The sequence below is a fragment of the Streptomyces sp. NPDC102462 genome, from assembly GCF_044765425.1.
GTDB lineage: Bacteria > Actinomycetota > Actinomycetes > Streptomycetales > Streptomycetaceae > Streptomyces.
Genome location: NZ_JBIWKB010000002.1, coordinates 252217 through 277179 on the forward strand (window position 1 = coordinate 252217; position 24963 = coordinate 277179).

At 72.0% G+C, this 24963-nt stretch carries 20 protein-coding genes and 1 riboswitch; of the genes, 11 read left to right on the top strand and 9 right to left on the bottom strand.

Annotation, left to right across the window (positions count from 1 at the left end; translation table 11 throughout):
• The first annotated feature begins 257 nt into the window (after positions 1-257).
• Positions 258-1118: an esterase/lipase family protein gene (locus ACIRFL_RS03310; protein ID WP_404023463.1), complete on the top strand. Its 861-nt coding sequence runs from the start codon at positions 258-260 to the stop codon at positions 1116-1118.
• Between the two features lie 542 nt (positions 1119-1660).
• Positions 1661-3214 carry a M23 family metallopeptidase gene (locus ACIRFL_RS03315; protein ID WP_404023464.1) on the top strand — a complete coding sequence of 518 codons (1554 nt, stop codon included), beginning with the start codon at positions 1661-1663 and terminating at the stop codon, positions 3212-3214.
• A 67-nt stretch (positions 3215-3281) separates the two neighbouring features.
• Here the strand turns inward: ACIRFL_RS03315 and pcrA are convergent, their stop codons facing one another.
• On the bottom strand, positions 3282-5768 hold the full coding sequence (pcrA, locus tag ACIRFL_RS03320) for a DNA helicase PcrA (RefSeq protein WP_404023465.1): 2487 nt from the start codon (positions 5766-5768) through the stop codon (positions 3282-3284).
• A 260-nt stretch (positions 5769-6028) separates the two neighbouring features.
• Positions 6029-6200: riboswitch (cyclic di-AMP (ydaO/yuaA leader) on the top strand.
• A gap of 8 nt (positions 6201-6208) precedes the next feature.
• On the opposite strand from pcrA, the gene ACIRFL_RS03325 reads away from it, so the two are divergent.
• Positions 6209-7399, top strand: coding sequence for an NlpC/P60 family protein (locus tag ACIRFL_RS03325; protein ID WP_404023466.1), 1191 nt, complete (start codon positions 6209-6211; stop codon positions 7397-7399).
• Between the two features lie 133 nt (positions 7400-7532).
• Complete coding sequence (locus ACIRFL_RS03330; protein WP_404023468.1) at positions 7533-8507, top strand: tellurite resistance/C4-dicarboxylate transporter family protein; 975 nt, start codon at positions 7533-7535, stop codon at positions 8505-8507.
• 12 nt (positions 8508-8519) lie between these two features.
• Here ACIRFL_RS03330 and ACIRFL_RS03335 read toward each other — a convergent pair whose 3' ends face one another.
• A complete protein-coding gene (locus tag ACIRFL_RS03335) occupies positions 8520-8873 on the bottom strand; it encodes a hypothetical protein (RefSeq protein WP_404023469.1) in 354 nt (117 codons plus the stop codon).
• 300 nt (positions 8874-9173) lie between these two features.
• Between ACIRFL_RS03335 and ACIRFL_RS03340 the strand changes: the two genes are divergently transcribed.
• A complete protein-coding gene (locus tag ACIRFL_RS03340) occupies positions 9174-10241 on the top strand; it encodes an NlpC/P60 family protein (RefSeq protein WP_404023580.1) in 1068 nt (355 codons plus the stop codon).
• 49 nt (positions 10242-10290) lie between these two features.
• Here ACIRFL_RS03340 and ACIRFL_RS03345 read toward each other — a convergent pair whose 3' ends face one another.
• Together ACIRFL_RS03345 and ACIRFL_RS03350 are read right to left on the bottom strand one after the other, a co-directional pair.
• Positions 10291-11034, bottom strand: coding sequence for a LuxR C-terminal-related transcriptional regulator (locus tag ACIRFL_RS03345; RefSeq protein ID WP_404023471.1), 744 nt, complete (start codon positions 11032-11034; stop codon positions 10291-10293).
• The gene (locus tag ACIRFL_RS03350) at positions 11031-12326 is read right to left on the bottom strand and encodes a PspC domain-containing protein (RefSeq protein ID WP_404023473.1); all 1296 of its coding nucleotides are present in this window, start codon (positions 12324-12326) and stop codon (positions 11031-11033) included. Before ACIRFL_RS03350 ends, ACIRFL_RS03345 begins: the two co-directional genes overlap by 4 nt.
• Before the next feature lie 179 nt (positions 12327-12505).
• Here ACIRFL_RS03350 and ACIRFL_RS03355 point away from each other — a divergent pair, with 179 nt between their 5' ends.
• Both ACIRFL_RS03355 and ACIRFL_RS03360 read left to right on the top strand, forming a co-directional pair.
• Positions 12506-13960, top strand: coding sequence for a PspC domain-containing protein (locus tag ACIRFL_RS03355; protein WP_404023474.1), 1455 nt, complete (start codon positions 12506-12508; stop codon positions 13958-13960).
• Entirely contained in the window at positions 13947-14171 is a 225-nt protein-coding gene (locus tag ACIRFL_RS03360; RefSeq protein WP_404023475.1) for a hypothetical protein, read from the top strand. The genes ACIRFL_RS03355 and ACIRFL_RS03360 overlap by 14 nt, the downstream gene beginning before the upstream one ends.
• 34 nt (positions 14172-14205) lie before the next feature.
• On the opposite strand, the gene ACIRFL_RS03365 is transcribed toward ACIRFL_RS03360, so the two are convergent.
• Complete coding sequence (locus ACIRFL_RS03365; protein WP_404023476.1) at positions 14206-14718, bottom strand: DoxX family protein; 513 nt, start codon at positions 14716-14718, stop codon at positions 14206-14208.
• Positions 14719-14890: 172 nt separating this feature from the next.
• Positions 14891-16168 carry a hypothetical protein gene (locus ACIRFL_RS03370; RefSeq protein WP_404023478.1) on the bottom strand — a complete coding sequence of 426 codons (1278 nt, stop codon included), beginning with the start codon at positions 16166-16168 and terminating at the stop codon, positions 14891-14893.
• Positions 16169-16358: 190 nt separating this feature from the next.
• Here ACIRFL_RS03370 and ACIRFL_RS03375 point away from each other — a divergent pair, with 190 nt between their 5' ends.
• Positions 16359-17243 carry a DUF4429 domain-containing protein gene (locus ACIRFL_RS03375; protein WP_404023480.1) on the top strand — a complete coding sequence of 295 codons (885 nt, stop codon included), beginning with the start codon at positions 16359-16361 and terminating at the stop codon, positions 17241-17243.
• A 40-nt stretch (positions 17244-17283) separates the two neighbouring features.
• Here the strand turns inward: ACIRFL_RS03375 and ACIRFL_RS03380 are convergent, their stop codons facing one another.
• On the bottom strand, positions 17284-18084 hold the full coding sequence (locus ACIRFL_RS03380; RefSeq protein ID WP_404023481.1) for a class II aldolase/adducin family protein: 801 nt from the start codon (positions 18082-18084) through the stop codon (positions 17284-17286).
• A 138-nt stretch (positions 18085-18222) separates the two neighbouring features.
• Here ACIRFL_RS03380 and ACIRFL_RS03385 point away from each other — a divergent pair, with 138 nt between their 5' ends.
• Complete coding sequence (locus ACIRFL_RS03385; RefSeq protein WP_404023483.1) at positions 18223-18687, top strand: pyridoxamine 5'-phosphate oxidase family protein; 465 nt, start codon at positions 18223-18225, stop codon at positions 18685-18687.
• Between the two features lie 109 nt (positions 18688-18796).
• Here the strand turns inward: ACIRFL_RS03385 and guaA are convergent, their stop codons facing one another.
• On the bottom strand, positions 18797-20377 hold the full coding sequence (guaA, locus tag ACIRFL_RS03390; protein ID WP_404023485.1) for a glutamine-hydrolyzing GMP synthase: 1581 nt from the start codon (positions 20375-20377) through the stop codon (positions 18797-18799).
• A gap of 366 nt (positions 20378-20743) precedes the next feature.
• Here guaA and ACIRFL_RS03395 point away from each other — a divergent pair, with 366 nt between their 5' ends.
• Both ACIRFL_RS03395 and ACIRFL_RS03400 read left to right on the top strand, forming a co-directional pair.
• Complete coding sequence (locus ACIRFL_RS03395; protein WP_404023487.1) at positions 20744-21028, top strand: chorismate mutase; 285 nt, start codon at positions 20744-20746, stop codon at positions 21026-21028.
• Positions 21029-21985: 957 nt separating this feature from the next.
• Complete coding sequence (locus ACIRFL_RS03400) at positions 21986-23002, top strand: LAETG motif-containing sortase-dependent surface protein (protein WP_404023489.1); 1017 nt, start codon at positions 21986-21988, stop codon at positions 23000-23002.
• Between the two features lie 88 nt (positions 23003-23090).
• Here the strand turns inward: ACIRFL_RS03400 and ACIRFL_RS03405 are convergent, their stop codons facing one another.
• A complete protein-coding gene (locus ACIRFL_RS03405) occupies positions 23091-24869 on the bottom strand; it encodes a GMC oxidoreductase (RefSeq protein WP_404023490.1) in 1779 nt (592 codons plus the stop codon).
• Positions 24870-24963: the final 94 nt, after the last annotated feature.

The window sequence follows — 24963 nt, forward strand, 5'->3', positions numbered from 1 at the left end:
GCACAGTCCGCGTGGTCCGCCACCGGCCGCGAAGTGAACGGGCGTTATCCCCAGCATCCCGCAACCGGCAGTTTTACGGCGGCGACCGAGGGGGAAATCACACAGTGGGACATGTTCGGGAGCCGCAGCGTGGTCCGCAGGGACACGAAAGGCACGCGGCGTGCACGGCACGCACCCTCGATCACCCTGCGCACGGCTTCCCATAAGGGCACACGGGGGACAGAGACGTCCTCCTGTGTGCCGACAGGAGGTCGGCCATGATGGTCACCAGGGCAGTGCAGCCCCTTCGTCCGCTCTACCAGCTCCTCCTGCCGGCCAGACTGGCGGGACTCTCCGTGACCCTCCTCAAGGCGACCGCCCTGGAGGTCACGATTCTCGCGGGACACCTCCTCCTCTATCCGACCGGCATCATCCAGGAACGCCGCTCCCAGGCCCCGTCCCCGCCGAACGGCGCCGCGCAGCTGCCGGCCCGGCCAGAACTCCCGGTCGTGCTGTTGCACGGTTTCATCGACAACCGATCTGTCTTCGTCCTGCTGCGCCGCCATCTCGCCCAGCAGGGCCGCCACCACGTGCAGTCACTCAACTACTCTCCGCTGACCTGCGACATACGTACCGCGGCTGAACTGCTCGGCAGGCACATCGAGGAGATCTGCGCGCGCACCGGCAGCCCGCAGGTGGACATCGTGGGGCACAGCCTGGGCGGGCTGATCGCGCGCTACTACGTACAGCGCCTGAGCGGTCACAACCGGATCCGCACCTTGGTGACGCTGGGCACCCCGCACTCCGGCACCCGGGCCGTGCCGCTCGCGAACGCCCACCCGATCGTGCGCCAGATGCGGCCCGGCTCCGACGTCATCGAGGAGCTGGCCCTGCCCGCGCCCGACTGCGGTACGCGGTTCGTCAGCTTCTGGAGCGACCTCGACTCGGTGATGGACCCGCTGGAGAGCGCCTGCCTCGACCATCCCGACCTGCTGGCGGAGAACGTGCCGGTGACCGGGATAGGGCACCTCGCCCTGCCGGTGCACCCCGCGGTCGCGGCGCGCATACGGCAGGCGCTCGACGCCGGGCCGACGGACACGGGCGTCGTCTCCGGTCCCGCCGGGCTGACCGTGGCCTGAGCGCGGAGGACGGAGCGCGCAGGGCGGAGAGCGAGCGGAGAGCGAGCGGCGGGCCGAGAGCCGGCGGCGGGCTGCGGGCGGCCCGGGGCCCCCGATCGGCCGCCGCCCGACCCGGCTCCCGACCAGGCTCCGACCGACACCCGGCCCCGTTCCCGACCGGCTTCGGGGCCGCCCGACCCGTTCCCGTCCGCCTTCCAGAGCGCCCGCTTCAGGGCCTCCCGACGCGGCCGGGACCGCCGACCCGGCCGCCAGAACCACCCCCGACACGAGCGCACAACACGACCGCCACAACGCGCACAACACGGCCACACAACGCGACCGCGCGTCCCGCAGCAGGCGTGCTCACGCTCCCGGACACCCCTCGGCCGTCGAACACTCTTCGAACACAAGGCCAAACCCGGGTCCACGGTCCCCCGAAACACAGCCGAATGCCCGTTTCCTGCGGACGCGAAACCAGCGGAAGATTGTCGCGCCCGCATACCGCCGGGTACAGTCGCCGCACTGCTCTGGCAGCCCCTGTTGTCGAGGCGAAAGAGAAGTTGGTGAACGACCGTCACCCGTCGGGGACCCTGACCACCCCGGCTCCGGCTTCCGAAGCGGCCTCGGCGCACTACGCGTCGTACGGCGCACAGGAAACCCAGTACGGCGACTTCACCACGCACGGCGGCTACGACGCCAACGGATTTCCGTCGGGCCCGCAGGCCACCGCGGCCTTCGAGGCCGACCCCCTCTTCGGCAACCTCCCGGGAGAGGCCGGGGCCACCGGCGCGTACGACAGCACACAGTGGTCGACGGGGGCCCACGCCACCCTGAACTACGACCCCTATGCGGCGCAGCACCAGGCCGGGTACGACAGCGGTGCCTACGACGCCACGGCGTGGACGTTGCCGCAGCAGGGCTCATCGCCCGAGACCAGCGGTCAGTGGGACGCCGGCACCTGGCTCCAGGCCGGTCAGTCCGGCGGTGCCGACCCGACCCAGCAGTGGGAGTGGGGCACCCAGGCGTTCGACACCGGCGCGTACGACGCCACGCAGTGGAACTCCGACGGCGCCGGGTCCGAGCAGCGGGCCGAGCCCTTCGACCAGCACGCGACCGGCACCTTCGAGCAGACCTCGTACGACGCGAACGCCTACGAAGCGAACTCCTACGAGGACAACGCATACGAGGACAACGCGTACGAGCAGAACGCATACGACGAAGCCGGATACGAGGACGCCGCGCCGGCCGCCTACGAGGAACACGCCCCGGAACAGGGCGAGTTGACCGCCACCGGTGAACTGCCCGCGGCGATGCCGCTGCTCGACGACCAGGAAGAGGTCACCCCGGCGCCCGCATCGCGCACGGGCTCACGCGCCGCGGCCCGCTCCCGGCGCCGCCCGCCCGCCAAACGCTCCGCGCTGCTGACCATCGCCGTGCCCTCGGCCTGTGTGATGGGGGTCGCCGGTATCGCCGCCGCCTCGGTGGGCGGTCTGACCGACGACGGCACGGACACCACCGCCTCCGCCTCCGATGCGACGCCGGTGAAACCGTCCGCGGCCAACAACAAGCTGGACACCCAGCTGGAAAGCCTCTCCGCCGGCGCCGACGACTTCGCCGACCGGGCCAGCCGTACGCAGGAGCGCATCGACCTCAAGGCCCAGCAGGACGCCGAGAAGAAGAAGGCGCAGGCCGAGGCGGCGCTCAGGGAGCGGCTGCGCCCCAAGTTCGCGATCCCGGTCGCCCAGCACGGGCTCAGCGCCTACTTCGGTCAGGCCGGCGTGAACTGGATGTCCGTGCACACCGGTATCGACTTTCCCGTCTCGTACGGCACGACGGTGATGGCCGCGACGGACGGCACCGTCCGCACGGAGTGGAACAGCGCCTACGGCAACATGATGATCGTGACGGCGAAGGACGGCACGGAGACGTGGTACTGCCACCTCTCCAGCTACCGGGTCGTCTCCGGTACATCCGTCAAGGCCGGGCAGCCGATCGCGTACTCCGGCAACTCGGGCAACTCCACCGGTCCGCACCTGCACTTCGAGGTGCGCCCGGCCGGCGGCTCGGCGATCGACCCGCTGCCGTGGCTGCGCAGCCACGGAGTCGACCCGACGTAAGACCGCCGACCCACCGGCTCACGGTCCTGCGGGCCCCCGCCGGTCGGCAGGGGCCCGGCTCAAGGGACTAGAGCTTCTCCACCGGCGCGTACCGCAGCAGCAGCCGCTTGGGCTTGGAGTCTCCGAAGTCGATCGTCGCCTGGGCCTTGTCCCCCGTGCCCGCCACGGCGACGACCGTGCCGAGCCCGAACTGGTCGTGCGTGACCCGGTCGCCGACGGCCAGGGAGACCACCGGCTTCTCCGACGTCCTGCGCGTGGCGAACCCGGACCCGCCCGCCGCGGAGGAGCGGGAGCGGGACGACGACAGCGAGGCCGCGATGCCGGAGGCCGGTCCGGACGACACGGGCGCCGCGGCTCCCGTCCGCTTCCACTCCAGATGGGCGGCCGGGATCTCCTCCAGGAACCGCGACGGCGGGTTGTACGAGGGCTGCCCCCAGGCGCTGCGCATGGCGGACCGGGTGAGGTACAGCCGCTCCCGCGCGCGCGTGATGCCGACGTACGCCAGGCGGCGCTCCTCCTCCAGTTCCTTGGTCTGGCCGAGGGCGCGCATGTGCGGGAAGACGCCGTCCTCCATGCCGGTCAGGAAGACCACCGGGAACTCCAGGCCCTTGGCGGTGTGCAGGGTCATCAGCGTGATGACGCCGTCGCCCTCCTCCTCGTCCGGGATCTGGTCGGAGTCGGCGACCAGCGCGACCTGCTCCAGGAAGTCGGCGAGCGTACCGCCCGCGGCCTCTCCCTCGCCGCGCTCCTGCTCGAACTCCAGGGCCACCGAGGCGAGTTCCTGAAGGTTCTCGATCCGGGTCTCGTCCTGCGGGTCGGTCGAGGACTGCAACTCGGCGAGGTAGCCGGTGCGTTCGAGCACCGCCTCCAGGACGGTCGCGGGGCCCGCGCCGGACTCGACGATGGTGCGCAGCTCCTCCATCAGCGCGTTGAACCGCTGGACGGCGTTGGTGGACCGGGCGGCCATGCCGTACGCCTCGTCCACGCGGCGCAGCGCCTGCGAGAAGCTGATCTTCTCGCGCTGCGCGAGTGCGTCGATCATCGCCTCGGCGCGCTCGCCGATGCCGCGCTTGGGCACGTTCAGGATGCGGCGCAGCGGGACCGAGTCCTCCGGGTTGGCCAGCACCCGCAGATAGGCGAGGACGTCGCGGACCTCCTTGCGTTCGTAGAAGCGGACGCCGCCGACGACCTTGTAGGGCAGGCCGACGCGGATGAAGACCTCTTCGAAGACACGGGACTGGGCGTTGGTGCGGTAGAACACGGCGACATCGCCGGCCTTGGCCTCGCCCGCGTCGGTCAGCCGGTCTATCTCGTCGGCGACGAACTGTGCCTCGTCGTGCTCGGTGTCCGCGACATACCCGGTGATGGTGGCGCCCGCGCCCGCGTTGGTCCACAGGTTCTTGGGGCGGCGGGACTCGTTGCGCTCGATGACGGCGTTGGCGGCGGACAGGATCGTCTGCGTGGAGCGGTAGTTCTGCTCCAGGAGGATCGTCGTCGCGTCCGGGTAGTCCTCCTCGAACTGGAGGATGTTGCGGATGGTCGCGCCGCGGAAGGCGTAGATCGACTGGTCGGCGTCGCCCACGACGCACAGTTCGGCGGGCGGCAGGTCGTGCTCGCCCGGCGGCACGTCCACGGGGTGCTCGGCGGTCCCGACGAGTTCGCGCACCAGGGCGTACTGCGCGTGGTTGGTGTCCTGGTACTCGTCCACGAGTACATGGCGGAAGCGGCGGCGGTAGTGCTCGGCGACGTCCGGGAAGGCGCGCAGCAGGTTGACCGTCGTCATGATCAGGTCGTCGAAGTCGAGCGCGTTCGCCTCGCGCAGCCGGGACTGGTACAGCGCGTACGCCTGGGCGAGGGTCTTCTCGAAGCTGTCGCCGGCCTGGGCGGCGAAGTCCTCCTCGTCGATCAGCTCGTTCTTCAGGTTGGAGATCTTGGCGCTGAAGGACTTGGGCGGGAAGCGCTTCGGATCGAGGTCCAGGTCGCGGCAGACCAGGGCCATCAGCCGCTTGGAGTCGGCGGCGTCGTAGATCGAGAAGGACGAGGTGAAGCCGAGGCGCTTGCTCTCCCGGCGCAGGATGCGCACGCACGCGCTGTGGAAGGTCATCACCCACATCGCGTTGACGCGCGGGCCGACCAGCTGCTCGACGCGTTCCTTCATCTCGCCCGCGGCCTTGTTGGTGAAGGTGATCGCGAGGATCTGCCCCGGGTGCACCTTGCGCTCCGCCAGCAGATGGGCGATGCGGTGGGTGAGCACCCTGGTCTTGCCGGAGCCTGCGCCGGCCACGATGAGCAGCGGGGAGCCGGCGTGCACGACGGCGGCGCGCTGGTTTTCGTTCAGCCCGTGCAGGAGCGTGGCCGGGTCGATGACCGGCCGTGGGGCGCCGTTGCCGTAGTAGGAGTCCCGGTCCGGGGGCACGTCGAACTTCCCGCCGAACAGATCGTCCGGAACCGGCTCCGGAGCGTGATCGTCCTCGGGCGGTGGCGGGGGCTCCTCCTCCTGCCCGCGGGGGGCTCGGAGGTCCGCCAGGAAGCTGTCGTCAAAGAGGCTGCTCATCGCTCTCCGAGTCTAGGCCGCGCCACCGACAACCCGCCGCCGCCCCGGGAAGACGGCCGGTTCCTGCGGCGGATCCGGTGCGGGCGCGGGCCGCACAGACCGCTCACCGTACGGAATCACCCTGTCACCCAGACGGAATCCCTCCGTCAGGTCACGAAAATGTATCGGGCATATCACCCATCAACCTTCACAGGGACCACACGAGTTGGCTAGCGTGCCGGGCAGGCCGTACGACCCCCACCGGCGAACGTCGCCGGGCCGCACGGCCTCCGCCGAGTCCGGCGCGCCCGCATGGTGCGCGGAGCCGGGGACCCACACCGACCTTGGGGTGAATCGGCCCAACCCCCGCGCGGGGAACGGCCGTAGGGCAACCCTTCCGAACCACCCGCCCGAACCCGACAGCTAACTCGGTAGGCGGAACACGGAAGGAGTCGCCTCCCTTGGCGTCGCATCGCAAGTCACGCTCCGCGGGTACCCGCGCGGCCGGCATACGGACCCCCGCCCTGGCCACCGCCGCCCTCACCTCCGTGGCCCTGCTCTCCCAGACGGCGAACGCCGCCCCCTCCCCCGACGGCGACCGGCCGAGCGTGGAGGAGGTGCAGAGGAAGGTCGACGACCTGTACCGGCAGGCCGAGTCGGCGACCGAGAAGTACAACGCGGCCAAGGAGAGGACCGGCAAGCAGCGCAAGCAGGTCGACACCCTCCTGGACGACGTCGCCCGGCGCACGGACCGGCTCAACAAGGCCCGTGAGGAACTGGGGGCGTTCGCCGCCGCGCAGTACCGGACCGGGGCCGCCGCCCCCGACACCGCCACCTTCCTGCTCGCGGACACCCCGCAGGACTACTTCGACCGGACGCAGCTGATGAGCCGGCTGACCTCGCGCCAGAAGACCGCGGTCGACGACTACGTCACCGAGCAGTCGACGACCATGAAGAAGCGGCGGGAGGCCACGAAGAGCCTGGAGACACTGACCGAGTCGCAGGACGAACTCCAGACCGCCAAGGCCACCGTCCAGAAGAAGCTCTCCACCGCGCGCCAGTTGCTGTCCAAGCTGACGGCGGAGGAGAAGGCACGGCTCGCGGCGATCGAGAAGCGCAAGCAGCAGGAGGCCGCGCGGAAGGCGGCCGAGCTGGCCAAGAAGCAGGCGGAGCAGGAGGCGGCCCGGCAGAAGAGCGACGCGTCGAACTCCACGGACTCCTCGTCGTCTTCTTCGTCTTCTTCCCCTTCCTCCTCTTCGTCGTCTTCTTCGTCTTCGTCCGGCTCCGGCTACGCCACCAAGGCCGAGAAGGCGATCGCGTTCGCCCGCGCGCAGATCGGCAAGCCGTACGTCTGGGGCGCCACCGGACCCGACTCCTACGACTGCTCGGGGCTCACCCAGGCCGCCTGGAAGGCCGCGGGCGTCAGCCTGCCGCGCACCACCTACAGCCAGGTCGAGGCCGGCACCACGGTCTCCCTCGCCAACGCACAACCCGGTGACCTGGTCTTCTTCTACGACGACGTCAGCCACGTGGGTCTCTACATCGGCAACGGCATGATGATCCACGCCCCGAAGCCGGGCGCCTACGTCCGCGAGGAGTCGATCTACTACGCGGGGGACTCGATCATCCACAGCGTGGTACGGCCGGCCTGAGCCGGTCGGGCTGCGCGCCCACGCGCGCGTGGCGGCGTTCCTGATCCCTCCGTGTCCCGCGCCCGCGCGTTTTTGCGACGTACGCGCGCGTGCCACGCCGTCGGTGCGCCCGGTGCTCCCTAGCATCGGGCGCATGCCCGGCACCTCACCCCTTCGCGCCTGGTGGGCGCAGCGTCCGCCGGCGGCCGGGGCCGCCGTGATGGCGACCGGCATCGTCTCGGTGGGGCTGCACCTGACCGGGTACGAGGTCCTGTCCCTGATCACGCTGGCGCTGGGCTGTGTCGCCTGGCTGGCGCTGGCCGCTGACTGCGCCGCGGGCATGCTGCGCGACCGGCAGCGGTGGCTGGCCGCCGCGCGGACGCCGGGCGCGCTCAGCGCCGTGGCCGCGACGACCGTGCTCGGCACCCGTATCTCCGCGCTCGGCGGGCACACCCTTGCCGCGGCGTTGCTCGCGCTGGCCGCCGTGCTCTGGCCGGTGCTGCTGTTCCTCGTCGGACGGGGCCTGCGGCGGCGGATGCCCGGGGCGGTGTTCCTGCTCTGCGTCGCCACCCAGGGACTCGCCGCGCTCGGCGCCACCCTGGCCGTCGCGGAGTCGACGGCGTGGCTCGCGCACACGGCGCTGGTGCTGTTCTGGCTGGGGCTTGCCCTGTATCTGGTCGCGCTGGCCCGGTTCGACGCCCGGCAGGTGCTCGACGGTGCCGGGGACCACTGGGTGCTGGCCGGCGCGCTCGCCATCTCGGCGCTGGCCGGGGCGAAGCTGATCACCGCAGGCGGCCCGGAGCTGTACCTGTGGAACGAGGACGACCAGGACGTCCTGCACAACGTGACCGTGGGGCTGCTCGCCCTCGACCTGGCCTGCTACGTCGTCCTGGTGCTCGCGGAGGTGGTCAGGCCCCGCCCGCGCTACGACGTGCGCCGCTGGTCGACGGTGTTCCCGATGGGGATGACGGCGGTGGCCTCGCTGGCCGGGGCGTCGGCCGTCGGCACCCCGTGGCTGCGGGGCCCCGGGCACGTGCTGCTGTGGGTCGCCGTCGCGGCCTGGCTGGCGGTGGCCGCGGGCGCGGTGGTGACGGCGCGCGCCGGGATCAGAGCGGCGGGCCGCGTCTGACGCTGCCGTACGTCACGTCCACAGCACGGCGATGAAGACGTTCGCCGTGGTCAGCAGGCCCACCACGCCGAACAGGTTCTTGTCGACGCGCTCCTCGTCCCGCTTCACGTAGACCAGTCCCAGGATGACGATCAGCAGGGCCAGCTTCACGCCGATCTTGATGTTGTTGACGTGGTGGTCGTCGGCCTGGTTGAGGCCGACCAGGATCACTCCGGTGACCAGCATGGTCAGCGCGCCGTGCAGCATGGCGGGCACGAACCGGGCGGTGCCCTGGCCCATCGCCTTCATCTGGGTGAGGAAGCCGCCGAGCAGGCAGGCGATGCCGATGATGTGCAGGCCGACGAAGAGATGGGTGAGTACGTCCATGGCCCCGGAGCCTAATCAGGGGCCCCGCACCCGACGGCCACCGGCCCCCGGCTGACCGCGTCCCATAGCACCCCGGGTGCCGCGCACGCCCCGGAAGTGCCGCTTCGGTCAGCGCGTCATGCGAAGGCGGCGACTCCGCACCGCCATCACGGTCACATACGGTCACCTGCCGCTGTGCCGCTGCCAGTTCCGTACATCCCGTTACCGACTCGTCACCATCGGCCCTAGCGTCCTCCACCAGCGACCGGCTCCCCGTGCCGGACGCGGCAACCGCACTCAGGAAAGGACGTGACGGTCGAGGTGGCAGCGCACCGCAAGCCCCGGCACCGCCCGCTCGGCGGCAACACGGCCCGGACGGCCGCCACCCTGGCCCTGGCGGGCGCGGCGACGGCGACGGCCTTCGAGGGCACCGGACATGCCGAGCCGGAGCTGACGCCGACCGAGGTCGAGGCCAAGGTCGACAAGCTGTACCAGGAGGCGGAGGTCGCCACCGAGAAGTACAACGGGGCGAAGGAGAAGGCGGACACGGCGCAGCGGCGACTGAAGTCCCTCCAGGACGAGACGGCCCGCAGACAGGAACGGCTCGACTCGGCTCGCAACGCGCTGGGCAAGGTCGCGGCGGCGCAGTACCGCAGCGGCGGCGTCGACCCCGCCGTCCAGCTGGCGCTCTCCGACGACCCGGACCGGTTCCTGGAGGGGACCGCGTTCGCCGAGCGGGCCGGCGACCGCCAGTCGGCGGCGGTGGCACGGGTACGCAAGCAGCTCGGGGAGATCGAGCGGCTGCGCGGCGCCGCCCGGATCGAGCTGTCCTCGCTGCGGTCCCGGCAGGCCGAGCTGAAGCGGCGCAAGGAGACGATCACGGAGAAGCTGGACGAGGCCCGGCAGCTCCTGGACCACCTGTCGCCTGCGGAGCGGGCCCGGGTCACGGCCGACGGCGGCACGGGCGGCCATGCCTCGCGCGCCGCCGCGGGGGACGGGCGCACCGCCCTGCCGGCCGCGGGTCCGGCCTCGGCACCCGGCTCCCGCGCGGCGGCCGCCGTGGCGTACGCCTACCAGAAGCTCGGCAGCCCCTATGTGTGGGGCGCGACCGGCCCGCACGCGTTCGACTGCTCGGGCCTCGTCCAGGCCGCCTACCGCTCGGCCGGCATCGCCCTGCCCCGCACGAGCTACGCCCAGATCGGCGCTGGCCGGCGCGTCGCCCGCTCCCAACTGCTCCCCGGCGACCTGGTGTTCTTCTACTCCGGTGTCAGTCACGTCGGGATCTACGTGGGCAACGGGCAGATGATCCACGCCCCGAACCCGTCCACGCCGGTGCGTCTGGCCCCGATCGACCAGATGCCGTTCGCGGGGGCGACCCGGGTGGCGTGAGGCCTTCGCACGGCGCACCGGGCCGCGCCCCGGAGCCGGCCGGCCCTGCTCACACCAGCCGGCGTGCCGTCGCCCAGCGGGTCAGTTCGTGGCGGTTGGACAGCTGGAGCTTGCGCAGCACCGCCGAGACATGGGACTCGACCGTCTTCACCGAGATGAAGAGCTGCTTGGCGATCTCCTTGTACGCGTAGCCGCGGGCGATGAGGCGCAGCACCTCCCGTTCCCGCTGGGTGAGCCGGTCGAGGTCCTCGTCGACGGGCGGGGCGTCGGTGGAGGCGAAGGCGTCGAGGACGAAGCCGGCCAGCCGCGGCGAGAAGACCGCGTCGCCCTCCTGGACGCGGAAGACGGAGTCGACGAGGTCCGTCCCGGTGATCGTCTTGGTGACGTAGCCGCGGGCGCCGCCGCGGATCACCCCGATCACGTCCTCCGCCGCGTCCGACACGGACAGCGCGAGGAACCGCACGGGCCGCTCGGTGTCGGCCATCAACGCGGCGCAGCGGCGCAGCACTTCGACCCCGCCGCCGCCCGGCAGATGCACATCGAGCAGCACCACCTCGGGCCGGGTCGCGGTGATCACCGTGACCGCCTGGTCCACGTCCGCGGCCTCGCCGACGACCTCGACACCGGTCTGCTCGGTCCGGCCGATCTCGGCCTGCACTCCGGTGCGGAACATACGGTGGTCGTCGACGAGGACCACGCGTACGCGACGCTCGCCCGCACCGTCGGCGGGCCCGTCCCCGCCGGCCGGCTCCGCCGCCCCCGCCGTACCGTTCGCCTCGGTCGGGTCGCTCATGACGTCTTCTCCGCCCTCTCCATCTCCAGCTCGACCTCCGTGCCGCCGCCCGGCACCGCGCGCAGCCGCGCCGTGCCGCCGTTGCGTTCCATGCGGCCGATGATCGATTCTCTGACGCCCATGCGGTCGGCGGGTATCGAGTCGAGGTCGAAGCCCGGACCGCGGTCACGGACGGACACGAAGACCGTCCTTCCCTCCACTTCGGCGTAGACCTGAACGGCGCCGCCCTCGCCACCGTACTTGGCCGCGTTGACCATCGCCTCGCGCGCGGCCTGCATCTGCGCCGCCGTCTTCTCGTCGAGCGGGCAGTCGCCGACCACGACGACCTCGATGGGGACGCCGTGCTTGTCCTCCACCTCGGCGGCGTTGCGCCGGACCGCGTCGGCGAGGGTGGCCGGCTCGTCCTCCTCCACCTTGCCGGTGCCCTCCGGCTTGTACAGCCAGGTGCGCAGATCGCGTTCCTGCGCGCGGGCGAGGCGGCGCACCTCGCCCGCGTTCTCCGCGTTGCGCTGGATCAGGGTGAGGGTGTGCAGCACCGAGTCGTGGACGTGCGCGGCGACCTCGGCGCGCTCCTGGGCGCGGATGCGCATCAGGCGTTCCTCGGACAGGTCCTGGGTCATACGGACCAGATAGGGGCCGGCGAGCAGGGTGATGCCGACGAGGACGGCGAGCGCGGCCTGCAACACGGAGCCGAGGTGGGCGGCGGAGCCCTGCAGGACGAAGATCCCGGAGACGCCGGCGGTGACGAGGAGCACACCGGCGCCCCCGCGCAGCAGTCTGAGGGTGCGGCGGCGGCTGCCGACCTCGACCCAGCGGGCCCGGCGGGCGTTGTCCGCCTGGCGCCAGACGAGGGCGACACCCGCGGCGACGAGGACGGCGGGCACGAGATACGCCTTGGCCCCGCCGCCCAGGTTGACGTTGCTCACGAAGACCATCGCCACGACGACCATGAGGAGCAGCGCGACGATCTGACCCTTGTCGGGCTTGCGGGCCACGAGCCTGCGGCGGCCGTCCGGCGCGGTCTCGGCGCCGACCAGGGACGGCGGTTTCTGGCAGCCGACGCCGCCGACGCCGAGCGGCACGAAGAACCAGAACGCGGCGTACAGCAGCGCGCCGAGGCCGTCGGCCATGAGCAGGCCGACGAAGACGAGCCGCACCCAGACCACGGGCAGCCCGAGGTGCCCGGCGAGCCCCCGCGCAACGCCACCGAGCCAGCGGCCGTCGCCGCTGCGGTAGAGCTTGCGCGGCGGCCGCGGTTCGACGGGGGTCGCTGCTGCTGCGGCTTCCGGCATGCCAACGATGGTCACACGGCCGCGGGCGCGGGTCATCAGGGTCCACCCGGAGACGCCCCTGATCTTCACAGCCCCGGCCGCGGCGGCGCGCATCCCCGGTCCGGCTCAGGGCCGATATCAGGGTTCGGCCAGGGTCGATCCGACTGCCGTCGCGGCGGCCGTGCCGTCACCATGGACGCATGACGGATCACGAGCACGCCGCGACGGGTCCGGGACCCGGGTCCGGCCCCCGCCCGGACCCGGGCTCCGGGCCGCCGGGTGCCGCGCCCGGCGCGGCCGGCACCAAGGGGTCGCGCGGGGACGCGGGCGCGCCGGGCGGCGACGGCACGGCGGGCGCCGGGCCCCTCGTCGGGGACGGCGTCCAGCCCCTGCGCGCGTTCCGGCGCGACCGGCAGCACCGGGTGATGGCGGGGATCTGCTCCGGGCTCGGCCGGCACACCGACATGGACCCCGTGATCTTCCGGATCACCCTGGCGGTGCTGGCCGCGAGCGGGGGCATCGGGCTCATCTTCTACGGGTTCGCCTGGCTCTTCGTGCCGTACGACGACGAGGAGGAGAACGAGGTCCGCAAGCTGCTGACCGGCCGGGTCGACGGGCAGGCCCTCGCGGCCGTGCTGTTCGCGCTGGTCGGCTGCGGTGTGTTCCTGACGATGCTGAGGAACGGCGGCGTGCTCACCTTCGGCGTCGTCCTCTCCCTGCTGCTGGCGGGCGCCGGCTACTGGTCCCAGCGGCGCGGCGCCCCCGACCCGGATCCGCTGGCCGCCCAGGCGGTCGCCGACGCCCCGCCGGAACCCCAGGCGCCGCCCGCCCCCACCGCGTATCCGTCCTGGTGGCGCGACCCCATCGTCAAGGACGGCTCGCACGTGGGCGGCACCGGCTATCTGTGGGGCCCGGAAACCGCCGCCGACCGCGACCTGGCCGGGGCGCTCCGCTTCGGGCCGGGGGTGCCCCGGGGCGAGACCCGCGGCCCGCACACCGCACCGCACCGGCCACGCGGCCCCCGCTGGATCGGCGGCTGGGTCTTCCTGCTCGCGCTGCTGGCCGGCGGCCTCGGCGGCGGACTGTCGTGGGACCGGCAGCCGCTGGGCACCAGCCTCCAGATCGGCCTGTCCTGCGCGCTCGCCGTCTTCGGACTCGGCGTCGCGGTCAGCGCCTTCCTGGGGCGCACGGGGGCCGGTTCGCTGTTCCTGGCGCTCGTCACGGCGGCGCTGCTCGCCGGTTCGACGCAGCTGCCCAAGGACATCAGCACCCACTGGCAGCAGGCGTCCTGGCAGCCCGCCGCGGTCGCGGAGGTACGGCCCAAGTACGACCTGGGGACCGGCGTGGGCACCCTGGACCTGACCGGGGTCCGGCTCGCCGACGGCCAGACCCTGGCGACCAGTGCGCAGGTGGGCGTGGGCCGGCTGCGGCTCGTCGTGCCCGCCGACGCGACCGTGCGGCTGAACATCGAGGTGGGGGTGGGCGATATCCAGTTGCCCGGCGAGGACAAGAAGGACGTGGACGTGGCGCCCGGCAAGCACAAGACGGTGACGCTGTCGCCGACGACGACAGGCAAGCGCGGCGGGGGCGGCACCCTCGACGTCGACCTCCAGGTCGGCATGGGACAGGCGGAGGTCAGCCGTGCTGCGTCATGAGTTCCAGCCCGGCCGCCTGGTCGCGGGCGTCTTCCTCACCGCGACGGCCGCGGCATACGCCGGCGACGCGGGCGGCCTGTGGCAGACCCCCTGGTTCGCGGCAATCCCCCTGACCGTGGGCGGCCTGTCCCTGGCAGGCGCGACAGCGGTACTGACCAGAACCCTGAGAGGCAGACGCCCCAAAGCCCCCACCACCAACAAACCGACCTAGCAGAAGGCACCCCACACCGGCCGACCCGGCGGAGCTAACGGCGGCGACGACTGCGCAACGCCGCGTCCAAGGAGAGGTACGGCGCGCCGGCCAGGACGAGCGGCAGCCAGGCCATCAGGTAGGCGAGGTCGTTGCCGTAGTAGTACGGCGTCGTCGCCCAGCTGACCGTCAACCAAAGGCTGAGCGAGATCAGCGCACCGCCGAGCGCGGCCAGCCGGGTGAGCAGGCCGAAGAGGACGCCGGTGCCGACGGCGACTTCGCCGATGGCGATGGCGGTGCCGAAGCCGACGGGGTTCTTCAGGGCCAGGTCGACCAGGGCCGGGATCGCCGCGGAGTCGCGGACCGCGCGCATGGTGTCACCGATGGAGCCGGACCCGCCGGACTTCAGGAACGCGCTGTCGGTCAGCTTGTTCAGGCCGGCGTAGATGAACGTGACGCCGAGGAAGACGCGCAGGGGCAGCAGGGCGTAGTGGGTGGCGGTCTCCCGCCAGTCACGCCGGCGGCCGAGGTAGGACGTGTGCATGTCCGAACGAATGCCATGATTCATCACAGAATGCCGCCTCTCACCCGCGTGTCGACCCCCACCAGACCATACGTATGACAAACGGGAACCGTTCAATCCCCTCTCTGACCATTTTCGGGGTTCGACTCGACGCATGCACACCGGTACCGCACCGCCCCGGCCACCCACATCCCTCTGATCACTCAGGCGGCTTGCGTCACTCCGTCACCTCGACCACACAGCGGTTGGTCGCCGCCCCCGCCGCGGTGACCACCTGCACCTCCACCGAGCCCGGCTCCACCTCCGCCGGCACCGGAACCCTCAGCACCCCGTCCGTCGGATTGCTGAACCCGCCGGCGACGGGCACCAGCGGCACGTGCACATTGACCGCGCCGATACGCACGACCATGCGGGACAGCCGGTCGGCGCCCTGGGCGCCGGGCGGGACGAAACCGGCGCCGCGGATCTCGATGTCGTCGCCCGTACGGATCGGCCCGTCCAGATCGCCGGCCTCGCGGGCCCGGACCACGGAGAGGATCAGCGGGCGCCCGCCCTCGGCGTACTTGCCTGCCAGATAGGTGGCGGCGGACACCAGGACCAGCACGGCCAGCCCCCAGGGCAGGTCGGGCAGTTGGTCGGGGCGGCGGGCGAGCCGTACCGCGGCGAACGCCAGCGCCACCGTGCCGATCACGACGTACTGGATGTCGGCGAACGTGCCCCGGCCCGCGTCGTCGGTCAACAGGTCGGCCGCACGCGGCCGGTGCGCCGGTACCTTCTGCAGCCGCTGGGCGAGGATGCGCAGCCCCACCACCCGCCGGACGAGCACCGCGATACCGCAGACCACGGCGAGCACGGTCACCACGCCCGCCCCGCGGGCCAGTTCGAGACCGGAGATCAGCGCGTCGCGCTCGGCGGGGTCGGAGGCCGCGGCGAGCCGGCCCGCCAGGACGAGGACCGCGTACGCGACGAACAGCACCCAGGCCGCCGCGACGGTACGGGAGGTGGACAGCCGGTTGTCCTCGCCGATGACCGGGGCCAGCGCGCCGCCCCGGGCCCGGTGGAACCAGGAGGCGGCGGTCAGCGCGCAGGCCACCACCAGCGCGGCGAGCAGCCCGGCGGTGCGCGCGCCGGTCCAGCCCGCGCCGATCGCCGTCAGCGCCTGGACGAGCAGCAGCAGGACGACGGCCGCCCATAGGACGTACAGGGTGCGCCGCCACAGCCGGGCCAGCCAGGCCGCACCCTCCGCCCGGCCGCGCTCGGCCACGGCCTCCGCCGACTGGGTCAACTCCTCGGAGACCCACTGGCGGGAGGCGGACGCCGAGTGCGCCACCGCCGCCGGCAGGCCCCGGCCGGCCGCGAACTCATCGCGTTTGACGAGGAATTCGGCGATCGCCCGGCGGTGCCCTTCGCGCGCCCCGTGCGGACAGTCCCCGCAGGTGCAGCCGCCTTCATGGACGGCCGTAGCCCCGCCCTGCCCCGCCTCCTGCACCGCCACGCCCGATGCCCGCCTTCCCCGCGACCCGCGGCACGGCCGGCACCCCCCTTGCGGGGCTTGGCCGTTGCCGCGCAACTCCCTTGTATTGTCTGCGAATTGTGCCCTATGCCGACCGGACTGCCGTCGGCAGGTGCGGTCACCGGGGGTGAGGGAAGGCCCGGTGTGTTGACCCGGCTGCGAGAATGTGCGTATGGCCGAGATCATCCAGCGTGACGGGGCCTGGGCCTTCGACGGCGGCACGATCCGGATCACGCCGGGACGGCACCGCTCCGTGCCGCTCTTCCGGCAGACGTACGGGGAGATCGCCGTGCCCCTGGAGGCCGTGTCGGGGGTGGTCTACGAGCCCGAACGCAGGCGCGGCCGACTGCGGTTACGGCTGCGCGAGGGCGCCGATCCGCTGTTGCAGGCCACCGGCGGCCGGCTGCCGGACGCGGCCGACCCGTACCGGCTGGACGTGGACGCGGACCGGGCCGGGGTCGCCGAGTACGTCGCCGAGGAGATCCGGCACGCGCTGCTGCTCGACGAGATCCCGCGAGAGCCCGCCGGGGCCTATCTGCTGCCCGGGCCGCCGGTGCCGGTGTCGGTGCGCTCCTCCGACGGGACGGTCTCCTTCGACGGCGGGCAGGTGCGCATCGACTGGGCCGACACCTCCGACCGGGTCAAGCGGGCCACCGGGCCCCGGATGATCGGCATCGGCGATCTGGTCCAGGTGGAGTGGCTGCCCAACTCCGGCCACGAGGACGGCTTCCTGCGCTTCGTGACCCGCGAGACGGTGTTCTCCAAGCTGCCGCCGGAACGCGACCCGTACACCCTCGACCTGTGGGGCAGCGCCCGCCGCGATCTGCTCACCGCGCTCGTGGCCGCCGCGGTGACCGCCCGGCTGCCGCACCCCTCCAGCCGGGCCGGTGCCGAGTACGCCGACCGGCCGCCGCCGCTGGCCGCGGTTGCCTCGCAGGCCGACCACCACGACGTACTGCTGCGCCGGCTGCGCGAGTTGGGCGAGCTGCACCGGGACGGGGTGCTCACGGACGAGGAGTTCACCCGGACGAAGGCGGCCGTGCTGCGCGGTTTCTAGCACGGCCCGGGCCGAGCGGACCCGGTTCGGCTGCTGCGCGCTAACTGAGCAGATCCGGCTCGCTGCGGCTGATGTCCTGCCACAGCGGCTGGTAGTTGATCCAGGCCACCAGGTCGCCACCCAGTTGCTCGCGGGTCGCCACCGCCGGTTTGTGGTCGATCAGCACGGGCCGGCCGGCCGCCTTCGCCGTCAACTGCACCTGACAGGACCGCTCCATCGACAGAAACCACCAGGCCGCCGCGTCCACCGAGTCGCCGACGGTGAGCAGCCCGTGGTTGCGCAGCACGAGCGCCTTGCGGCTGCCCAGCGCGGCCGCTATCCGGCGGCCCTCCTCGGCGTCCACGGCGACGCCGGTGTAGGCGTCGTACAGGGCGTGGTCCTCGTAGAAGGCACAGCTCTCCTGGGTGATCGGGTCGAGCAGGTCGCCGAGCGCGGCCAGGGCCCGGCCGTGCACGGAGTGGCAGTGGGCGACCGCGACGACGTCGGGCCGGGCGGCGTGCACCTGGGCGTGCACGGTGAACGCGGCCTGGTTGATGTGGTAGCGGCCCTCGATGACCTGCCCGTCCTGGTTGGCCAGGACGAGATCGCTGACCGTGACGTGCTTGAACGGCATCCCGAACGGGTTGACCCAGAAGCAGTCGGAGAACTCCGGGTCACGCGCGGTGATGTGTCCCGACACCCCGTCCTCGAAGCCGGACCGGCCGAAGATCCGCAGCGCGCCGGCGAGCCGTTCCTTTCGATGCCGTCGTTCGGCGTCGAGCGAGTCGTGCATCGGCGGCATCGCGAACTGCAACTGGTCGGTGGGCAGCGGCAATGGCGGGGTGGGGGTCGGCCCGTGCACAGGTCCTCCAGCACTGGGTTGCGTCACGGGGCGGAAGTTACCGTCGGTCAGCGCAGGAGAACAGAGAAGTTGCGCAAAGATGACGTCCGCAAGGGAAACCCGACAGGAGATGTCGGGTATCGCCGTGAGAGTGGGCCCATGAACTGGGCAGCACTCAGCACCGCCGCACCCGGCCTCGCGCAGACCGCCGAGCGGCGCTTCGGCGCGTTCCGCCATCATGTCCTCGCCACGCTGCGCAAGGACGGCTCCCCGCGCACCAGCGGCCTCGAGGTCCGCTTCCTGCACGGCGAGCTGTGGCTCGGCATGATGCCGCACTCGCTCAAGGCCCTCGACCTGCGCCGCGACCCGCGCTTCGCGCTCCAGGCCAACCCCGGCTCCGGCACGGACCCGGGCGACGGCGACATCCGGATCGGCGGGCGCGCGGTCGAGGTCGAGGACCCGGAGCTGAAGGGGGCGTATGTGAAAGAGGTGGAACCGCCGCAGCCGTTCCACCTCTTCCGCGCCGAGCTGACCGAGGTCGTGCGGACCTACGTCGAGGACGACACCTGGCTGGTCACCGAGGTCTGGCAGCCCGGCCGGCCGCTGCGCACCCTCAGACGCTGAACGCTCCGCCGGACGCGCCGTGCCGCGCCGTCGGCCGGGTGCGGCTCCGTCGTGGCCGGCCGCGCAGTTCCCCGCGCCCCTTTCGGGCGCTGCCCGCGCCGCTCGGGGCTCACTCCCACTCGATGGTGCCCGGCGGCTTCGAGGTCACGTCGAGCACGACCCGGTTGACGTCACGGACCTCGTTGGTGATGCGGGTCGAGATCCTTGCGAGGACGTCGTACGGCAGCCGCGACCAGTCGGCGGTCATCGCGTCCTCGGAGGACACCGGCCGCAGCACGATCGGGTGACCGTAGGTGCGGCCGTCGCCCTGGACGCCGACACTGCGCACGTCCGCGAGCAGCACCACCGGGCACTGCCAGATGTCACGGTCGAGGCCGGCCGCGGTCAGCTCCTCGCGGGCGATCGCGTCGGCCTCGCGCAGCAGGTCGAGGCGGTCCTTGGTGACCTCGCCGACGATGCGGATGCCGAGGCCGGGCCCCGGGAAGGGCTGACGCTGGACGATCTCCGCGGGCAGGCCCAGCTCCTGGCCGACCATCCGGACCTCGTCCTTGAACAGCTTGCGCAGCGGCTCGATGAGCTGGAACTCAAGGTCCTCGGGGAGGCCGCCCACGTTGTGGTGGGACTTGATGTTGGCGGTGCCGGTGCCGCCGCCGGACTCGACCACGTCCGGGTACAGGGTGCCCTGCACCAGGAACTCCACGGCCGGGCCCTCGTCGGCGATGATCTCCGCCTGGGCCTGCTCGAAGACCCGGATGAACTCACGGCCGATGATCTTCCGCTTCTCCTCGGGGTCGGAGACCCCCTTGAGCGCGGTGAGGAAGCGCTCCTCGGCGTCGACGACCTTCAGCTGGACGCCGGTGGCGGCCACGAAGTCCTTCTCGACCTGCTCGGTCTCGCCCTTGCGCATCAGGCCGTGGTCGACGTAGACGCAGGTCAGCTGGGGGCCGATGGCCCGCTGGACGAGCGCGGCGGCCACCGCGGAGTCCACGCCGCCGGACAGACCGCAGATCGCCCGCTTGTCGCCGACCTGCTCGCGGATCGCGGCGACCTGCTCCTCGATCACACTGCCGGTGGTCCAGGACGGGGTGAGGCGCGCGCCGCGGTACAGGAAGTGCTCCAGCACCTGCTGGCCGTACGTGGAGTGCATCACCTCGGGGTGGTGCTGGACGCCGTACAGCCGCTTCTCGTCGTTCTCGAAGGCGGCCACCGGGACGACGTCCGTGGAAGCCGTGACCGAGAAGCCCGCCGGGGCGGCGGAGCAGGCGTCGCCGTGCGACATCCACACGGCCTGCTCGGCGGGGGTGCCCTCGAACAGGGTGGACGACGGCTTGGAGACATGCAGGTCGGTACGGCCGTACTCACGGGCGCCGGTGTTGTCCACCGTGCCGCCGAGGGCCTGCGCCATCAGCTGGAAGCCGTAGCACATGCCGAACACCGGGACGCCGGCCTCGAACAGGGCGCGGTCCACGGTCGGGGCGCCCTCCTCGTACACCGACGAGGGGCCGCCGGAGAGGATGATCGCCGCGGGGTTCTTGGCGAGCATTTCGGCGACCGGCATGGTGCTCGGCACGATCTCGCTGTAGACCCGCGCCTCGCGGACACGACGGGCGATGAGCTGGGCGTACTGCGCGCCGAAGTCGACGACCAGGACGGTGTCGGGGGTGGCGGCAGCGGGAGTCGCTGATGACACGGGGTGCCTTCCGGCGGTCGGGCGGGGGTCTGTGGTTACCGATTCTAACGGCGCCCCGCAGGACACCTCGCCGCGTCCAAGCCCCACGCCCCGAGTCTTGCGCCCCCTCTCCCCAGCTACGGCCCGCCCAGGTCCGTTCGCCTGTCTTCGGGGCGGTGGGGCGTGGGTGGGGCCGTGGCATACTGGAGGCATGTTCGCGCACTCGACCTTCGTCTTTACCTATGGCGTCCGGCCCGCCGGCTGCCATGGTCGTGCTGCTTGAGCAACTGACAAGCAACTTCCCAGGCGCCCCGGGCCGACAAGGTCCGGGGCGCCTGGCGTTTCCGGAGCCTGCCGGGCCGGGGCGCACCGACAAGGAGCCCCGACATGACCGCCACCACCGAGAAGACCGGCGCCCGCACGACCGAGGCCGCCGACACCATCAGCACCGCACGCGAACGCATCGACGCGCTCGACGACCGGATCATCGGGCTCGTCCAGGAGCGGATGGCCGTGTCCGCGGTGATCCAGGACGCGCGGATCGCCTCCGGCGGGCGGCGCGTGAACCTCTCCCGTGAGATGGAGATCCTTGGCCGTTACCGACAGGAACTGGGCAAGCCCGGTACCGCGCTCGCCATGACGCTCCTCGAACTGTGCCGGGGTCGCATCTGAGTTCGGTCCCCCTCTCACTCGTACGGCGCGTGACCGCCGCCCACACCGCTTCGTTGGTCCCGGTGTCCGTGCCAGCCAGGGGCGGGCCCGAAGAACCACGCGTGGCTCGCTGGAGCGATGAGGCGTACGGATCGTGCCGTGCGTCGTGGGACCTCGCTCCAGGGAAGTGACCGGACCGCAGGGGACAGCAGCCCGGTCACCCAGGAGAACCGGTCGGCTCCGGGGACGCCCGGAGCCGACCGGCGGAAACCCCCAGGTCCCCCACAGACGACCGCACGGCAGTAAGCGGCCCCTCTGCCAGGCCGAGACGGCGGTTCCTCCGTCCCGCGGAACCCTCCCCCGCCGGCCCGCACCCCCTCAAACACGCCGCCTCTCCGACTTCCGGCCACCGAAGAACCACACCTGGCACCCGCGCGTGGTCGGCAACGGCTTGCACCCCAAGCTCACAGAAACCCCGGCACCCGGCACTGCCACGGGCCCACCTCGGGCGGGGAGCCGGTATCGCCCGTCAGACCTGGCGCGGCAGTGGTGTTGCGTCGCCGCCCACCTCACGCCACCCGCCCGCGGCCCGCTCCCAAGCCCACCCGCACGCATCACCCGCGCACGGCCCGCCCTCAAGCCCACCCGGCTCACCGCCCCCGCGCGGTTCGCGTGGGAAGCGCGCCGTTCGCGGCTGACTCGTCGGCCTTGTGAGGATCACGTCGCTCCGGAGCCGCCGTCGGCCGCTCCCCGCGCGGTTCGGTCCGTGTGACCCAGGACACATAAAAATTCTGTGAGAGCGCGCGCAACCTTTGAGTGATCTCGCTGATCAAACCAGCAGACACCGACGAGATCAAAAAGTTCACCAAAACCCAGCGACACCAGCACGCCCAGGGACCCAACCCGCGCCCCACACGCGGAGCCCGCCACCCACACGGTGCCGCCCGCCAGCGGCACCCCGGACTCCACGAGGTCTTCATGAATCTTCGCCGTGCCATGGTGGCAGCGGCGGCGACGGCCGTCATAGCCCCGCTCGCCCTGCTGTCCGCGCCTGCCGCGTTCGCGGAGGAGTCGACCTCGCCGAGCCCCAGCGAGAGCGTGACGACCGAGCCCGCCGAGACGCCCAGCGGCTCCGCCTCGCCGTCCGGCACAGGACTGCCGTCGGACAGCGCCGAGCCGAGCGGCAGCACGTCGCCGAGCGAGACGCCCGCCCCGAGCGACAGCACGAGCCCGTCGACCTCGCCCGAGCCCTCCGAGTCGGGCGGCCCGACGGAGACTCCCTCGGCCCCGGAGGATCCGTACTGCGAAGACCTCGACGGCTCATACGGCGCCAAGGTGTCCGCGGACATCAAGGGCCTGCCCGGCAAGGTCGTCGCGGGTGACGGCTTCCACCCGTTCAAGCTGGTCGTCACGAACGACTCCAAGGCCGACGTCGAGGACGTCTACTTCTACGCCGAGATCGAGAACTACGAGTTCGACGACGAGGCGAAGTACCTGAGCCCGTACGTGAACCTCCAGTTCAAGAACCCGGTGGACGGCTCCTGGGACCGCATCGGCGACGAGCGGTGGGCCGGTGACGTCTTCTTCCGCGCGAAGCAGCTGAAGGCCGGCGCGAGCAAGTCCATCGACCTGCGCGTCAGCATCGACGCCAAGGCTCCCGCGGGCGATGCCTACTCCTTCGGCTCCGGCGCCTACCTCGACGACGTCGACGGCGAGACCTGTGTCGCCGAGGGCTGGGCGATGTACGACTTCGAGGTCCTGAAGGCCGGTTCGCCGAACCCCGACCCCGGTTCCGCCACCCCGAGCGACAAGGGCGGCAAGGGCTCGGTGAAGAAGCCGCAGGGAGACCTCTCCTCCGTGCCGACCGGCAACCTCGCCGACACCGGTTCCGACTCCGCGCTGCCCATGATCGGCCTCGTCGGCGGTATCGCCGTCGTCGTCGGCGCGGGTGCGGTGTTCGCGGTGCGCCGCCGCAAGGCCGACGCGAACGCGTAAGGCCGGCGCGCGGGAAGACGAAAGAGAGGGAGCTGCGCTCGGAGGGGGGCGCAGGTCCCTCTCTTTCGTCTTCCCCGCCCACTCCCGCCTACGGCTTGGGCGGCACCGCCGGCATCCCGAGGAACGGCAGGCGCAGGGCACCGAAGGCGTCCGCGGGAACCGCGGGGCTGCGCGGCTCCACCGGCCTCAGCCGCTGGTACGCGGCCCCCTGCGCCGGACGCGGGTCGCTCTCGCCCTTGTTGGGCCAGTACGCCATCGCCCGCTCGGCCTGCGCGGTGATGGTGAGGGACGGGTTGACACCCAGGTTCGCCGAGACCGCCGCGCCGTCCACCACCGAGATGCCGGGGTGCCCGTACAGCCGGTGGTACGGGTCGATGACACCCGTCTCGCGTGAGTCGCCGATCGGGCAGCCGCCGAGGAAGTGGGCGGTGAGCGGGGTGCCCATCAGCTCGCCGACGTTGCTGCCGGGGAAGCCGTTGATCTCCTCGGCCAGCGCGGACGCGGCCTCCGCCGCCGCCTTGATCTGCCTGGGGTTGGGCCTGCCGTGCCCCTGCCGGGCGGTGAGCAGTCCCTTGCCGACGCCGTCCGGCTTCAGGTACGTCGTCAGGGAGTTGTCCAGGGACTGCATCACCAGGCCGATGATGGTCCGCTCCGACCAGCGTCGGAAGGACAGGGACCGGACCAGCAGCCACGGGTGCCGGGCGGCGTTCGCCAGCCAGGCCAGGACGCGCGAGGAGCCCTCGGCGTAGGGGACCTGGAGGATCGCCAGACCGCCCATCGCGTTCGAGCCCTTGCCGTAGCGGACCGGCTCGACATGGGTGTCGGCGTCCGGGTGGATCGAGGACGTGATCGCCACGCCCCGGGTGAAGTCGGCCTTCGCCGTGCCGTGTGCCTTGCGGTAGCGGCGGTCGTCGGTCTGCGCGCCCACCAGCGACTCGGAGTTGGTCCGGGTCAGCTCGCCCAACCGGTCAGAGAGGTACGGGAGTTGGCCATGGGCCTTCATACGGTGCAGCAGGGTCTGGGTGCCGTAGGTGCCGGCGGCCAGCACCACCCTGCGGGCCGTGAAGGTCCGGCCCGCGCCCTTTCTGCGGTGGCCGGTCGGCAGGGTGGCCACCGCGTAGCCGCCTTGGGAGTCGTCGGTGACGGACACGACCGTCGTCATCGGGTGCACCACCGCGCCGGCCCGTTCGGCGAGGTGGAGGTAGTTCTCGTTGAGGGTGTTCTTCGCGCCGTGCCGGCAGCCCGTCATGCACTCGCCGCACTCGGTGCAGGCCCGGCGGGCCGGTCCCGCACCGCCGAAGTAGGGGTCCGCGACCTGCTCCCCCGGGCGTGCCTTCGCCCTGCCGTCCGCGTCCTCGCCGTCGCCGAAGAACACCCCGACCGGGGCCGGGTGGAAGGTGTCGCCCACGCCCATCCGCCGAGCCGCGGCCTTCAGGTGCACGTCGGAGGGTGTCATGGTCGGGTTGAGCCGTACGCCGAGCATGCGCCGGGCCTGGTCGTAGTACGGCGTCAGCTCCTCCTGCCAGTCGGTGATGTCCTTCCACTGCGGGTCGTCGAAGAACGCCTTCGGCGGTACGTAGAGGGTGTTGGCGTAGTTCAGGGAGCCGCCGCCGACGCCCGCGCCGGCCAGGACCATGACATTGCCGAGCAGGTGGATGCGCTGGATGCCGTACATGCCGAGGCTGGGCGCCCAGAGGTAGTTCCTGAGGTCCCACGAGTTCGCGGGGAGGGTGTCGCGGGTGAAGCGGCGGCCGGCTTCGAGGACGCCGACGCGGTACCCCTTCTCGGTCAGGCGCAGGGCGGTCACGGAACCGCCGAAGCCGGAACCGACGACGATGACGTCGTAGTCGTAGCTGTCCTGGGGCACGAGTTCTCCTCATCGAGTGGTGCGTGCGGGCTTCCGTGGCCGGTCGCGCGGCCCGCGCCCGAAGACAGGTCGGCTCAGCAGGTGCGGCGGGGCG